Origin of the sequence: Curtobacterium sp. VKM Ac-2884 (assembly GCF_015350945.1) — a bacterium.
Lineage (GTDB): Bacteria > Actinomycetota > Actinomycetes > Actinomycetales > Microbacteriaceae > Curtobacterium.
This window is the reverse complement of sequence record NZ_JADKSA010000004.1, coordinates 109,677-122,984: the sequence shown is the minus strand read 5'-3', so window position 1 is coordinate 122,984 and position 13,308 is coordinate 109,677. Positions and strand designations below refer to the sequence as shown.

General features: G+C 71.4%; 13 protein-coding genes. 8 read left to right on the top strand and 5 right to left on the bottom strand.

What is annotated here, in order from left to right:
- The first annotated feature begins 32 nt into the window (after positions 1-32).
- The 3 genes from ITJ60_RS12125 (at position 33) to ITJ60_RS12115 (ending at position 3,431) form a co-directional block, all read left to right on the top strand.
- On the top strand, positions 33-1,289 hold the full coding sequence (locus ITJ60_RS12125; RefSeq protein ID WP_123673409.1) for an inorganic phosphate transporter: 1,257 nt from the start codon (positions 33-35) through the stop codon (positions 1,287-1,289).
- Between the two features lie 55 nt (positions 1,290-1,344).
- The gene (locus ITJ60_RS12120; protein WP_111084565.1) at positions 1,345-1,641 is read left to right on the top strand and encodes a hypothetical protein; all 297 of its coding nucleotides are present in this window, start codon (positions 1,345-1,347) and stop codon (positions 1,639-1,641) included.
- Between the two features lie 299 nt (positions 1,642-1,940).
- Positions 1,941-3,431, top strand: coding sequence for an aspartate ammonia-lyase (locus ITJ60_RS12115; protein WP_111084566.1), 1,491 nt, complete (start codon positions 1,941-1,943; stop codon positions 3,429-3,431).
- A 54-nt stretch (positions 3,432-3,485) separates the two neighbouring features.
- Here the strand turns inward: ITJ60_RS12115 and ITJ60_RS12110 are convergent, their stop codons facing one another.
- Complete coding sequence (locus ITJ60_RS12110) at positions 3,486-4,571, bottom strand: YihY/virulence factor BrkB family protein (protein WP_194648102.1); 1,086 nt, start codon at positions 4,569-4,571, stop codon at positions 3,486-3,488.
- Between the two features lie 190 nt (positions 4,572-4,761).
- Positions 4,762-6,081: an MFS transporter gene (locus ITJ60_RS12105; RefSeq protein WP_194648101.1), complete on the bottom strand. Its 1,320-nt coding sequence runs from the start codon at positions 6,079-6,081 to the stop codon at positions 4,762-4,764.
- Between the two features lie 69 nt (positions 6,082-6,150).
- On the opposite strand from ITJ60_RS12105, the gene ITJ60_RS12100 reads away from it, so the two are divergent.
- From ITJ60_RS12100 to ITJ60_RS12090, 3 genes are all read left to right on the top strand, one after another.
- Positions 6,151-6,522: an FKBP-type peptidyl-prolyl cis-trans isomerase gene (locus ITJ60_RS12100; protein ID WP_123293932.1), complete on the top strand. Its 372-nt coding sequence runs from the start codon at positions 6,151-6,153 to the stop codon at positions 6,520-6,522.
- Positions 6,522-7,358 (top strand): aldo/keto reductase, encoded by an 837-nt coding sequence (locus tag ITJ60_RS12095; protein WP_111084570.1) that lies wholly within the window; start codon positions 6,522-6,524, stop codon positions 7,356-7,358. Before ITJ60_RS12100 ends, ITJ60_RS12095 begins: the two co-directional genes overlap by 1 nt.
- A 73-nt stretch (positions 7,359-7,431) precedes the next feature.
- The gene (locus ITJ60_RS12090; protein WP_307860854.1) at positions 7,432-9,675 is read left to right on the top strand and encodes an AAA family ATPase; all 2,244 of its coding nucleotides are present in this window, start codon (positions 7,432-7,434) and stop codon (positions 9,673-9,675) included.
- 152 nt (positions 9,676-9,827) lie between these two features.
- On the opposite strand, the gene ITJ60_RS12085 is transcribed toward ITJ60_RS12090, so the two are convergent.
- Genes ITJ60_RS12085 through ITJ60_RS12075 form a run of 3 tightly spaced genes read right to left on the bottom strand, consistent with a single transcriptional unit; the run spans position 9,828 to position 12,306 of the window.
- Positions 9,828-10,103 carry a protealysin inhibitor emfourin gene (locus ITJ60_RS12085; protein ID WP_194648099.1) on the bottom strand — a complete coding sequence of 92 codons (276 nt, stop codon included), beginning with the start codon at positions 10,101-10,103 and terminating at the stop codon, positions 9,828-9,830.
- Between the two features lie 38 nt (positions 10,104-10,141).
- Positions 10,142-11,209 carry a M4 family metallopeptidase gene (locus tag ITJ60_RS12080; protein WP_194648098.1) on the bottom strand — a complete coding sequence of 356 codons (1,068 nt, stop codon included), beginning with the start codon at positions 11,207-11,209 and terminating at the stop codon, positions 10,142-10,144.
- A 41-nt stretch (positions 11,210-11,250) separates the two neighbouring features.
- Positions 11,251-12,306, bottom strand: a complete 1,056-nt coding sequence (locus ITJ60_RS12075) for a glycoside hydrolase family 6 protein (RefSeq protein ID WP_194648097.1) — start codon at positions 12,304-12,306, stop codon at positions 11,251-11,253.
- 143 nt (positions 12,307-12,449) lie between these two features.
- On the opposite strand from ITJ60_RS12075, the gene ITJ60_RS12070 reads away from it, so the two are divergent.
- Positions 12,450-12,896, top strand: a complete 447-nt coding sequence (locus ITJ60_RS12070) for a VanZ family protein (protein WP_123293926.1) — start codon at positions 12,450-12,452, stop codon at positions 12,894-12,896.
- A 102-nt stretch (positions 12,897-12,998) separates the two neighbouring features.
- Positions 12,999-13,268 (top strand): 30S ribosomal protein S15, encoded by a 270-nt coding sequence (gene rpsO / locus ITJ60_RS12065; RefSeq protein ID WP_070416523.1) that lies wholly within the window; start codon positions 12,999-13,001, stop codon positions 13,266-13,268.
- Positions 13,269-13,308 lie beyond the last annotated feature (40 nt).

The window sequence follows — 13,308 nt, the reverse complement described above, 5'->3', positions numbered from 1 at the left end:
CGGAGGCCGTCGATGGGGAACACTGGCCCGCGGTGGACATCACACTCATAGTCGTCCTGGTCATCGCGTTGGCCCTCTTCTTCGACTTCACAAACGGTTTTCACGACACCGCCAACGCGATGGCGACTCCGATCGCGACCGGGGCCATGAAGCCCAAGGTCGCGGTCACGGTCGCCGCGGTGCTCAACCTCGTCGGTGCGTTCCTCAGCACCGCGGTGGCGACCTCGATCTCGCACGGCCTCATCAACGAGGGCCCGGGCGGCGTCGCGATCTCACCGGAGATGATCTTCGCGGGGCTCATCGGAGCGGTCGTGTGGAACATGATCACGTGGCTCCGCGGGCTGCCCTCGTCGTCGTCGCACGCGCTGTTCGGCGGACTGATCGGCGCCGCGATCGTCGGCGCCGGGTTCCAGTCCGTCAACTACGTCGCGCTGCTGACGGTCGTCATCATCCCGGCCTTCGCGTCGCCGGTGATCGCGTCGCTCGTGTCGTTCCTGTCGACCCGCATCGCGTACCGGATCACGAAGCGCCCGGTGTTCCCGAACGAGCGCGGCGGCTTCCGCGTCGGGCAGATCTTCACCTCGTCGATGGTGTCGCTCGCGCACGGCACGAACGACGCCCAGAAGACGATGGGTGTCATCACGCTGACGCTGATCGCCTCGGGGGCGCAGTCGTCGAACCAGGGCGTGCAGTTCTGGGTCGTCGTCGCCTGTGCCCTGGCGATCGCCCTCGGCACCTACACGGGCGGGTGGCGCATCATCCGCACGCTCGGGTCCGGCATCACCGAGATCCGGGCCACCCAGGGCTTCGCGGCCGAGGCCTCGACCGCCGCGACGATCCTGGCGTCCAGCCACCTCGGCTTCGCGCTCTCGACCACGCAGGTGTCCTCCGGCTCGATCATCGGCGCCGGGCTCGGCCGCCGCGGCTCGAAGATCCAGTGGTCCACCGCCGGCAAGATCGTCATCGCCTGGTTCATCACGCTGCCCGCCGCCGCAGCCGTCGGCGCGGTGGCTTCGGGCATCGCACGCCTGGGCGTCATCGGCCTCGTGATCGACGCCATCGTCGGCGCCGCCGTGATCCTCGGCCTGTACCTGTGGTCGCTCCGGAAGCCGCACGAGCAGGCCTCGGCCATCGAGGTCGACGTCGCCGCGAACGCCGTGTACACCCGCAAGGAACTGCGCGACCTGCAGCGCAAGAAGCGCGCCGACGCCGTCGCGGACCGCCGCGCAGCTCTGAGCCGCGAGCGCACGCTCCGTCGCATGGCCGCACGCAAGGGAGGCCGTCGCTGATGGGAATCGCGCTTGACGGACGCCGTTTCGCATTCCTCACGGTGGGAGATCGCTGATGGGTATCGACTGGTTCGCATTCCTCACCGTGGCGCTCGTCGCCGTGGTCTCGTCGTGCTTCGTCGTCGCCGTGTACTCCGTCGGTCTCCGGTTCTGGAGCGCCGCGGACACCCGCGCGGGCAAGTTCACCGTGAAGGACGACGGCACGATCGGTCCGGCGACCGCCGGGTTCCCGAACCCCGCAGGAGCGACGACCGCGGTGCGTGCCTTCCGGGCGCTCGCGATCCTCTGCTACGCGGTCTGCGGCGCCGTCGTGCTGTACGGCATCTACCTCATCGTCCCCCAGTTCCACTGACGCGGGGTGCGCGCGACGCGCGCTTCGTGAGCAGGAATGGTCGGGTGCGTTCCGGCGACCCGACCATTCCTGCTCACCATCCACGGGCACGCGCTGGCTCGCGTCCACCGGACGGGAGGCCCGTGGCGGCCTGGCACCGCGCCTCCCGTCCGGCTGGGTGTGGGCGGCGCTGACGCGACGCGCGCTTCGTGAGCAGAAATGGTCGGGTGCGTTCCGGCGACCCGACCATTCCTGCTCACCATGTGCGCGCTCCCGCCCGGCTCCCGGACCGGCCGGACGGACTGGGCTAGCCTCGACGTGTGACCGGCAACGAAGCAGCACAGGCCCCCACCGGGGCGCAGACCCGTACCGAGAGCGACTCGTTGGGGTCGCGTGAGGTCCCGATCGACGCGTACTGGGGCATCAACACCCTGCGGGCACTGGAGAACTTCCCGATCACGTCGGTGCCGATCTCGGTGTACCCGGACCTCATCGAGGCGCTCGCCACCGTGAAGCAGGCGGCTGCGCGGGCGAACCGGGCGATCGGGGTCCTCGACGACGAGCGCGCCGACGCCATCGACCGTGCTGCGCAGGAGGTGCGGGACGGCGCCCTGCGTGAGCAGTTCGTCGTCGACATCGTGCAGGGCGGTGCCGGCACGAGCACGAACATGAACACGAACGAGGTCCTGGCGAACCGGGCCCTCGAGCTCCTCGGTCGCGAGCGGGGCGACTACGGGTACCTGCACCCGATCGACCACGTGAACCGCAGCCAGTCGACGAACGACACGTACCCGACGAGCATCAAGATCGCGATGATCTTCTCCGCCCGGCGGCTCATCGAACAGCTCGAGCAGCTCTCCGCGGCGTTCGCCGAGCGGGGGAACGCCTTCGCCGACGTGCTCAAGGTCGGCCGCACGCAGCTGCAGGACGCCGTGCCGATGACCCTCGGGCAGGAGTTCACCGGCTTCTCGCACACGATCCAGGAGGACGCCGACCTGCTCCGCAAGGTCCTGCCGCTGCTGGCCGAGATGAACCTCGGTGCGACGGCGATCGGCACCGGGATCACCGCGGACCCGCTCTACCGCGACGAGGTCCGCCGGCAGCTGCAGGACGCCAGCGGCATCGACGTCGTGACGGCACCGGACCTGATCGAGGCGACGAGTGACGCCGGCGCCTTCATGACGCTGTCCGGCACGGTGAAGCGCAGTGCCGCGAAGCTCTCGAAGATCTGCAACGACCTGCGGCTGCTCGCGTCCGGGCCGCAGGCGGGACTCGGCGAGATCACCCTGCCGGCGCGCCAGGCGGGCTCGTCGATCATGCCGGGCAAGGTGAACCCGGTGATCCCCGAGGTCGTGAACCAGATCGCGTTCGCCGTGGTCGGCGCCGACACCACCGTGACGATGGCAGCCGAGGGCGGTCAGCTCCAGCTCAACGCGTTCGAGCCGATCATCGCGCACTCGATCCTGCAGTCGCTGCAGTGGATGTCACGGGGCTGTGCGACGTTGCGCGAGCACTGCGTGACGGGCATCGAGGCGAACGAGGCGAAGCTCGCGGCGCAGGTCGACACGAACGTCGGGGTGGTCACGGCCCTGACCCCGTACATCGGCTACGCGGCTGCGGCGTCGATCGCGCACACGGCGCTGACCACGTCGACGCCGATCTCGACGCTCGTCGTGGCTGCCGGTCTGATGGACGAGGACCAGGTGCAGCGAGTGCTGAGCCCGGCGCGGCTGTCCGGCATCGAGCTCGCGACCGGTGCGATCCCGGTGGTCACCGAGGAGATGCTGGACCAAGCGGCGCGCGAGCGCTGACGCGCAACCAGCGCAACCAGCGCGACCAGCGCAAGCAAGGGCGGCACGACCGCCTCAAGGCATCGGAGTCTCGCCGACGCGCACCTGCTGGGCCACGTCGCGCAGGTGTTCCTGCGCCGGGGTCGGCTCGACGTCCTCGTCGGCGGCGACCTGGGCCGCGGTGGTCCGGACGTTCCGCGCCGCGGCGATGTCGGCGTCCCGCCAGCGGGCGAGCGTGAAGTTGCGGGTGACGTCGCGCAGCGGCAACCGGATCGACTCGTCGGCCTCGATGCCGGCCAGGAGCTGCCGCATCCGGATCACCTCGGAGTCGAGCTCACCGCCGACCACGAGCACGAAGTTCGAGATGTACAGGTAGACGAGCAGCAGGATCCCGCCGCCGAGCCACCCGTACGCACGGTTCCCGCCGCCGATCGTCTCGACGTAGACGGCGAAGCCGAGGGTCGCGAGCGCCCAGGTGACGATGGCGAACGCGGCACCGGCGGACACCCACCGCAGCTGCGGCGTCTTCACGTTCGGGGTCGCGTAGTACAGGACCGCGACCATCACGACGAGGTCGGCGGCGAGCACGGGCCACTTCACGACGTTCCACACGTCGTCGATCCACGGTGCCCACCCGAACGACGCGACGATCGCCGCCGAGATCGTCGGGGTGCCGAGCAGGATCACGATCGCGATCGCGCCGCCCGCCATCACGAGCAGCGTCACGAGGAGCATCATGCTGCGGAACTTCCAGATCCGCCGACCCTCCTCGACCTCGTACGAGGTGTTCATCGCCCGCCCGAACGCCGTCGCGTACCCGGACAGCGACCACAGCGTCAGCACGACGCCGGTCGCGAAGCCGAGCCACGGGTTGTCGAGGGTCAGCAGTTGGCGCAGCGGGGTCTCGAGGTGCTCGGCCGTCTCCGGGCGCAGGATGAACCCGAGCACACCGATGATGTCGGCCAGGCTGTCGCCCTTGCGGTCGACGATCGACAGCGCGGACACCACGGTCAGCGCGGTGGGGAACACGGTCAGCAGCGCGAAGAACGTCAGCGACGCCGCCGCGTCGACGACGCGGTGCCGGATGACCGAGTGGTAGGTGCGCCGGACGACGGCGCGGACTCCCGTCCGCTGGAGGTCGCGCGATGCGCTGTCCGGCATGCGTTGTACGGTACCCGACACGTGACGGCCTGGAGGCCCGTGGCGGCGCCGCCACGCGCCTCCAGGCCGTCCCGTGGTCGCGTCCGGTGGCCGCTGCCGAGTCTCGGGCTGAGCGACAGATCGCGCGCTGCGCGCCCCGAGGACTGTCGCTGGGGCCGAGTCTCGGCGCAGCGGCCCCGAGTCTCGGGCGTCAGTTGGCGTGGGGGTGCAGGGCGTCGTAGCGGCGGAAGGAGGGGACGAGGCGGAGGAGCAGCGCGACGAGCGCCACGATGAGCACGCCGCCGATGATCGGCGGGTACGCGATGCCGGCCGCGACGACCAGACCCGCGTAGAGGTCGCCGAGCCGCGGGCCTCCTGTGACGACCACGATGAAGATGCCCTGCAGCCGGCCGCGCATGCCGTCCGGCGACGCTGCCTGCAGGATCGTGTTCCGGAACACCGAGCTGACGTTGTCCGCACCGCCGGCCGCCGCCAGGAACAGGGCCGCCAACCCGAGCGCGGGCAGGATCTCGACGGAGAACGACTCGCCCGATCGTCCGCCGAGCACGTGCGCGAGCGCGATGACGACGCCGAACGCCGCGATCGCGCCGCCGTACGCGGTGATGGCCCACCCGACCGCCTCACCCTGGCGGCGCACGTGTCCGAGCGGCCCGGAGAAGACGCTCGACAGCAGCGCGCCGATCGCGTAGGCGGCCGTGAGGGTGCCCACGGTGATCGATCCGCCGCCGATCACGAGCGCCCCGATCGCGGGGAACAGGACGCGGGGCTGGCCGAACGTCATCGCGACGATGTCGAGCACGAACGTCATGGTGATGTTGCGCGACCTCCGCAGGAACCGTGCGCCCTCGACGAGGGAGCTCAGGCCCGGGCGGAGGGCACCGTGTTCGGCCGCCATCCGCGGCAGCGTGAACACCCCGAGGAACGCGAAGGTGAACAGGACGACGTCGATCGTGTAGGTCGGGGCGAACCCGACGCTCGCGATCAGGACACCGGCGACGGCCGGTCCGACGGTGACCTGGAACCCCGAGGCGATCCCGCCCAGGGCGCTCGCGGCTGGCAGCAGGTCGGTGCCGACGAGTCGCGGCACGATCGCCGAACGCGAGGCGTTGCTCACGGTCGCGGCGACGGCGTTCACGGTCGCCAGGACGTAGAGCAGTGCGACGCTGTGCAGCCCGAGCCACGAGTGCGTGGCGATGAGGGCGACCGCGACCCAGGCGATGATCGACGACACGAGCGCGACCGTTCGGCGGTCGAAGGCGTCCGCGAGCATGCCGCCGTACAGGCCGGCGACCACCATCGGCAGCAGGGCGATGACCCCCACGAGCGCCACCGCGAAGGTGGAGTGCGTGATCTCGTACACCTCGAGCCCGACCGCCACCGTGGTCATCTGCGTGCCGATCCCGGCGATGGCGGTGCCCGCCCAGAGCCGGGCGAAGGCGGGGGATCGGCGGAGCGGGGTGAGGTCGGCGAGCAGGCGGCGGCGCGGCGGTGCGGGAGTGGGTCGTGTCACGGTGGAACCATTCTGCGGCCTGGGTGGCCGTTGCGTCTGCCGTTGCCGCGCTCTGGTTGACTGGATCGCATGACTGACCTCAACAGCAAGCCCGAGTTCGACGCGCCCGAGGGCCCGGCCCCCACCGACCTCGTCATCACCGACATCGTCGAGGGCTCCGGCGAGGAAGCGTCCGCTGGCTCGACCGTCAAGGTGCACTACGCCGGCGTCGAGTACGAGACCGGCGAGGAGTTCGACAGCTCGTGGAACCGCGGTGAGCCCATCGACTTCCCGCTCGCAGCGCTCGTGCGCGGCTGGCAGGAGGGCATCCCCGGCATGAAGGTCGGCGGTCGCCGCAAGCTCGTCGTCCCGCCGGAGCTCGCCTACGGTCCCGCCGGTGGCGGCCACTTCCTGTCCGGCAAGACCCTGATCTTCGTGATCGACCTGCTCGGGGTGCGCTGATGCAGGTCGGTGCCCCGACCATCGAGCTGAACGACGGCCACCGGTTCCCGGAGCTCGGCCTCGGCACCTACGGCCTGAACGGCGACGAGGGTGCGGCCGCGGTCGGCACCGCGATCGCCAGCGGCTACCGGCTGCTCGACACGGCGCTGAACTACGGCAACGAAGATGCCGTCGGCCGCGCCGTCCGCGAGTCCGACGTGGCACGCGAGGACCTCGTCGTCACGTCGAAGCTCCCCGGCCGCCACCACGGCTACGACGAGGCGCACCGCTCGATCGACGAGACCCTGGGCAACCTCGGGCTCGACCACGTCGACCTGTACCTGATCCACTGGCCGAACCCGTCGGTGGACCGGTTCGTCGACACCTGGAAGGCGTTCGTCGACCTGCGTGACAGCGGCAAGGTCCGCTCGATCGGCGTCTCGAACTTCACCCCGGAGCACCTGCGCCGCATCATCGACGCGACCGGTGTCGCCCCGGCCGTGAACCAGGTCGAGCTGCACCCGTACTTCCCGCAGGCAGAACTGCGGAAGGTGCACCAGGAGCTCGGCATCGTGACCGAGAGCTGGAGCCCGCTCGCGGTCCGGTCGGAGCTCCTCACCGAGCAGCCGATCACCGACGCCGCAGCGGCCCACGGCGTGACCCCCGGCCAGGTCGTGCTGCGGTGGCACGTCCAGCTCGGTGCCGTGCCGGTGCCGAAGTCGGCCGACGCTACCCGGCAGCGCGAGAACCTCGACGTGTTCGGCTTCGAGCTGACCGACGCCGAGGTGCAGGCCATCTCCGGCCTCGAGCGCGGTCGGCTGTGGGACGCAGACCCGGACACGCACGAAGAGATGTGACCGACGACCCTTCGGGAACTGCGGGCCTCCAGCGGGCAGTACACTGGATTCCCCTCTTCCCGAAGGGTTGCGTGTGTCCGAACCGACCGAGATCGACCGCGAGCGCGGCTACGTGGACGGCCTCTTCCGCCGTCTCGACGAGCTGACCGCCGAGGCCGAGCAGCGTCTCGCCGAGACCCGTCGTCAGGCGGTCGGCGGGAACCACCAGAGCCGCAGCGAGCGCGACGCGTACGCCCGACTCTACGAAGACACCGTGGCGACCCTGGAGCGCGTGGGGGACCGTCTGGTCTTCGGCCGGCTCGAGGTCTCCGAGCCCGACAGCTCCGAGGACGCCTTCCGGTACATCGGCCGGGTGGGGCTCCGCGACGCCGATCACCGTCCGCTGCTGCTCGACTGGCGTGTGCCCGGTGCCAGCGCGTTCTACCAGGCCACCGCGGCGCACCCGATGGGGATGCGCTCGCGTCGCCACCTGTCGCTCGAGGGCCGTCGCGTGGTCGGCGTCGAGGACGAGGTGTTCGACGCCTCGCTCTACGACGACGAGCGCACCCACCTGCAGGGCGAGGGGGCGCTGCTGGCCGCCGTGACCGCCGAGCGCACCGGCCGGATGACCGACATCGTCGCCACCATCCAGGGCGAGCAGGACCGCATCATCCGCTCACCGCTCGAGGGCGTCCTGATCGTGCAGGGCGGCCCCGGCACCGGCAAGACCGCCGTGGCGCTGCACCGTGCCGCGTACCTGCTGTACTCGTACCGCGAGCGGCTGCGGGGCTCCGGCGTCCTGATGGTCGGTCCGTCGCCCGCGTTCCTGACGTACATCGAACAGGTCCTGCCGTCGCTCGGTGAGACCGGCGTCGTGATGGCCTCGCTCGGTTCGCTCTACCCGGGGGTGCACGCGACGACCCACGACGCCCGTGACGTCGCCGCCGTGAAGGGCTCCGCGCAGACGGCTGCGCTCCTGCGCCGCGCCGTGCGGTCCCGCCAGGTGGTGCCGACCGAGTCGGTGACCCTCGACGTCGAGGGCGAGCGGCTCGTGGTGCCGCCGCAGCTCGTGGCCGATGCGATGAAGCGCGCCCAGGACCGCGGCAAGCCCCACAACGCCGCGCGCGTGACGTTCAACAAGCTGGCGCTCGACGCGATGACCCGGCTGCTCGCCGAACAGCTGCGCGAGCGTGGGACGACGGTGGACGAAGCCGACGAGAAGGTCCTGCGCGAGGACATCCGGAGCTCCTACGACGCCCGGGTGCTGCTCAACACCGCGTGGCTGCCGCTGCCCCCGGAGAAGTTCCTCGAGGACCTGTACGCCCGTCCGAACTGGCTCGCCTCGCTGACCCCGGACTGGACCCCGGAGCGCCGTGCCCTGCTGCAGCGCGCACGCGGTGGTGCCTGGACGGTCGAGGACGTCCCCCTGCTCGACGAGGCCGCCGAACTGCTCGGCCCGTTCGACCCGACCGGCGGCGCCGCCAAGCGCGCGGCGAAGGCCAGCCGGAACCGTGACATCGAGAACGCGCGGCAGGCGATCGAGAACATGGGCGTCGAGGGCATCGTCACCGCCGAACAGGTCGCCGGCTCGTTCGCCGAGGGCGGCGACCCCCGCTCGACCGCGGAGCGCGCCGCCGACGACCGCGAGTGGACCTACGGGCACATCGTGGTCGACGAGGCGCAGGAGCTCTCGCCGATGCAGTGGCGCGTGCTCGCCCGCCGCAACCCGCTGCGCTCCTTCACGATCGTCGGCGACATGGCGCAGGGCTCCTCGCCCGGGGCCGCGCGCACCTGGGACGACGTGCTCGGCGCGCTCGCCCGCCGACGCCGTGGCCGGGCACCGCTCGTGCCGCTCGACCACCGCATCGAGCAGCTCACCGTGAACTACCGCACCCCGCGGTCGATCGTCGAGGCCGCCGGTGTGTTCGCCGACGGTGCCGGCCTGACCGTCACCCGCAACGAGGCCGTGCGCGACGGCGACCCCGTCGAGCGCGTCCGCGTCGCCCGCGCCGACCTGCTCGACACGGTCGTGTCGGTCGCCGACGCCGAACGGTCGCGGATCGGTGCCGGCACCATCGGGGTGATCGTCCCGGAGTCCGAGGTCGACGCCGTCCGGCAGCGGCTCACACGCACCGAGGCCGACGTGCGCGGGCTCGCCTCGCCGCACGCCGGGTCGCTCACGGTGCTGACCGGCGCGGACGCCAAGGGCCTCGAGTTCGACGGCGTGCTGCTCGTCGACCCCGACCGTGTCGGTGCCGACGCTGCGCGCCCGGCGGCCGCGGTCTACGTCGCGATGACCCGTCCGACGCGGCGCCTGACGGTCATCGACGTCGACTGACCCGCGGGTCGCGCGCTCCCGCGGCCACTTCGTGAGCAGAAACGGTCGGGTCGGCAGCGCGGACGCGACCATTCCTGCTCACGATCCGCGGCGGTACGGTCGGCGCGGTGCGGACGGGAGGCCCGTGGCGGCTCCGCCACACCCCCGCCGTCTCAGGACGGGTCGCCTGCAGAGCGGACGCGCGCGACGAGGTCGGCCCACGCGCCGTCGAGGCGGCGACCCGGGATCGTCACGGTCGTGCGCTCGACGGTGATCGTCCACGTGAAGTCGTCCGGGACCGGCGGCCCGGCCGACGCCGTCGCGGGGGTCCGGGGGAGCGCGTCGACGACCTCGGACCACGCCGCGGGGTCGGCGCTCGTGTCGGTGTCGACCCGCCAGTGCCGCGTGGTACCGGCGAAGCCCCCGGAACGACGGACCTCGATGCGCATGCTCCCGACCGTACGCCGGTGCGTGGCGCTCGATCGTCTCAGTCGAGGACGCCCACCGTCCGCCAGGCATCCTGCACCGCGGTGTGCTCCGCGGAACCGGCGCCGAACCGGGACCGAGCGGCGTCGATCGTCACTGCGGCGAACCCGGCGAAGTCGATCGAGGCGGTGACGGACTCCGAGGTCAGGGCGTCCCACCACACGGCGCCCGCACCCTGCCAGGCGTACCCGCCGATCGCGGTCGCCGCCAGGAAGAACGCGTGGTTCGGGATGCCGGAGTTCGTGTGCACCCCGCCGGCGTCGTCGGTCGTCACGACGAAGTCGGCCATCGTCGCGGGCTGCGGGTCCTTGCCGAGCACCGGGTCGTCGTAGGCGGAGCCCGGGGCCCGCATCGAGCGCAGGGCGTCGCCGCGCACGGCATCGGTGAAGAGCCCCTCGCCGATGAGCCAGCTCGCTTGCTCGGCGGTCTGCCCGGCCGCGTACTGGGCGACGAGGGAGCCGAACACGTCGCTGATCGACTCGTTGAGTGCCCCGGACTGCCCCTGGTAGGTCAGGTCGGCGGTGTACTGCGTGACGCCGTGCGCCAGTTCGTGCCCGATGACGTCGAGCGCGATCGTGAAGCGTCGGAACACCTCGTCGTCGCCGTCGCCGAACACCATCCGGCTGCCGTCCCAGTAGGCGTTGTCGTAGTCCTGCCCGAAGTGGACCGTGGCGTCGAGGGGGAGCCCGGCGCCGTCGATCGACACCCGGCCGAAGACGTCGAGCCAGAAGGCGTGGGTCGCGCCGAGGCCCGCGTACGCCTCGTCGACGGCCGCGTCGCCGGTGTCGGGGTCGCCCTCGTGCCGGACGACCGTGCCGGGCAGCGTCGTCGTGCCGCGGGCATCGGCGATCGTGCGCTGGGGCGACCGGTCGACCGTGCCGCTGCCCTTGACGCTGACACTGACACCGCGCGGGGCGACCAGGTGCTGGTGCTTCGGGCGCTGCACGAGCTCGAGCGACGCCAGGGCGGTGCGCGCGGCCGAAGCTGCTCGGGGGAACTCGGCCGCCTGGGCCACGGCGTGGAGCAGGTAGGGCGGGACGACGGAGCGCCGGCTGTCGGTCGGGGTCATGCGCTCATGCAACCACCGGGCACCGACACCCCGGCCGTGGGTCAGTCGCGCTTGCGGTTCTCGACCAGGCCGAGCGCGTACGACTCCCACCACTGCCCGGCGGCCGGTCCGCCGTTGCACGTGCCGTCGCTGAGCCCCGGCGTCTTGACCCAGAGCAGGGCGTCGAGCCGGCTCGATCCACCGGTGACGTGCGGGTCCTGGCCGAGGCCCGCGCCTTCGGGGTTGCACCAGGTCCCGCGCCAGCCCTGACCGTTGCGGGAGACGTCGATGACGAAGTGCGGATCACCACCGATCGCGTCGGCGAGTTCGTCGGCGTAGGCGCGTTCCTGGTCGACGCGGTAGAAGTTCGACACGTTCGTGAAGAAGCCCTGCACCTCGTCGACACCCGCCCGACGCAGCCAGTCGGCCATCGTCGCGGTCGGGACGCGGTTCTCGTTGCCGCCGTCGAGGTACACCGTCAGTCCGTGCCCGGTCAGCGCGTCCACGGCCTCGCGGAGCAGGGGGAGCCGGGAGTCGCGGAGGCGCTCGCAGTTCTGGATCTGTGCGATCGCGTCCGGTTCGACGAGCACGACGGCCTTCGAGCCGGCCATCGCGCGGACGGCGGAGCGGACCCACGGCAGGTACGCGTCGTCGGTCGTGCCGCCCTTCGAGTAGCTGCCGCAGTCGCGGTCCGGCACGGTGTACAGGACGAAGACCGGGGTGGCGTGCTGCCGTTCGGCGCTCCGGACGACGGCGCGGATCGTCGCGCGCGTCTCGGACCGCGAGGTGTTCGTGAGCCAGGTCGCGATCGGCTGGTCGGCGATGCGGGCGATCTGCGCCGCGGTGTCGTCGTGTCCGGCGGCGCGGGCCTGGCGCTCGCGGATGCCCGGCTGGTTCACGTCCGACGGCTGGTGCGCGAGGCCGCCGGGGAACGCCTGCTCCACGGTCTTCCGCGTCACGACGTCGCGTCCGCTCGCCGTCGGGTCGGCGTCCGGCCCACTGCCGTGCGGCACGACGACCACGAGCGTCGTGACGACCGCCGCGACGCCGACGACCGCGGCCGTGATCCACAGCCACTGACGTCGCGCGGACGCACGCTTCCCCTGGTGCTCCGGCATCCGGCGGTCCTCCCTGTTCGCACCCATGCTGACAGGTGCGGGGGAGTCCTGACCAGGACGCCGGGGTGTTCGTCCAGGTCGGCCGACGGGTTCTGCCAGGAGCGCTCCAGCGGGCGTGCAGGGCGGTACCGCAGACTGGCGGGATGTTCCGTCGACTCCTCCTCCTCGCCGTGACCGCGGCGTACGCCTGGGTGATCTGGCGGATGACGCTCACCCCGCAGGTGTTCACGTCGGCACAGAACTCGTTCGTGCTGCACGCGATCGCCTGGGTGCAGCAGCTGCCGCACGGCACCTGGTTCACGTACGAGCGCACCGAGTTCCTCGCCAACATCGCGATGTTCGTCCCGGTCGGCATGCTCGCCGCGCTCTGGTTGCCGCGGCGCTGGTGGATCCTCGGAGCCCTGGTCGCGGTGGCCCTGTCGACCGGCATCGAGTTCGCGCAGGCCACCTACCTGCCGTACCGCGTCGCCGACCCCCGCGACGTGCTGTCGAACGGCCTCGGCGGTCTGCTCGGCGCGACCCTCGTCGGACTCGTCCGCAGTCTGCTGCCGGCCCCGCGTCGTCGTCGCCTGCGCGCCAGGACCGCCTAGGACTCTGGTAGTCTTGCGCGGTTGCCGTCGAACGGCCGCGGACAAAGAGCGCTCGTGCATCAGGCACGGGCACCGCGCAACGGACTGAAAGGGGATCTACGCATGGCACTTGACGCGAAGGTCAAGCAGGAGATCATCGAAGAGTACGCGACCCACCCGGGCGACACCGGTTCCCCCGAGGTCCAGGTCGCCGTTCTGACGCGTCGTATCAACGACCTGAACGAGCACCTCAAGGAGCACAAGCACGACCATCACTCGCGTCGTGGTCTGCTGCTCATGGTCGGTCAGCGTCGCCGTCTCCTCGGTTACCTCTCCGACGTCGACATCGCCCGCTACCGCGCGCTCATCGAGCGCCTCGGCCTGCGCCGCTAGTCGACGCCTCACGGCTTGACGGAACGCCCCGGTCCTCCTC

Coding starts and splice junctions, on each gene's coding strand:
- ITJ60_RS12120 (WP_111084565.1), top strand. CDS start 1,345: ATGGGTATCGACTGGTTCGCATTCCTCACCGTGGCGCTCGTCGCCGTG.
- ITJ60_RS12110 (WP_194648102.1), bottom strand. CDS start 4,571: ATGCCGGACAGCGCATCGCGCGACCTCCAGCGGACGGGAGTCCGCGCC.
- ITJ60_RS12100 (WP_123293932.1), top strand. CDS start 6,151: ATGACTGACCTCAACAGCAAGCCCGAGTTCGACGCGCCCGAGGGCCCG.
- ITJ60_RS12095 (WP_111084570.1), top strand. CDS start 6,522: ATGCAGGTCGGTGCCCCGACCATCGAGCTGAACGACGGCCACCGGTTC.
- ITJ60_RS12085 (WP_194648099.1), bottom strand. CDS start 10,103: ATGCGCATCGAGGTCCGTCGTTCCGGGGGCTTCGCCGGTACCACGCGG.
- ITJ60_RS12080 (WP_194648098.1), bottom strand. CDS start 11,209: ATGACCCCGACCGACAGCCGGCGCTCCGTCGTCCCGCCCTACCTGCTC.
- ITJ60_RS12075 (WP_194648097.1), bottom strand. CDS start 12,306: ATGCCGGAGCACCAGGGGAAGCGTGCGTCCGCGCGACGTCAGTGGCTG.
- ITJ60_RS12070 (WP_123293926.1), top strand. CDS start 12,450: ATGTTCCGTCGACTCCTCCTCCTCGCCGTGACCGCGGCGTACGCCTGG.
- rpsO (WP_070416523.1), top strand. CDS start 12,999: ATGGCACTTGACGCGAAGGTCAAGCAGGAGATCATCGAAGAGTACGCG.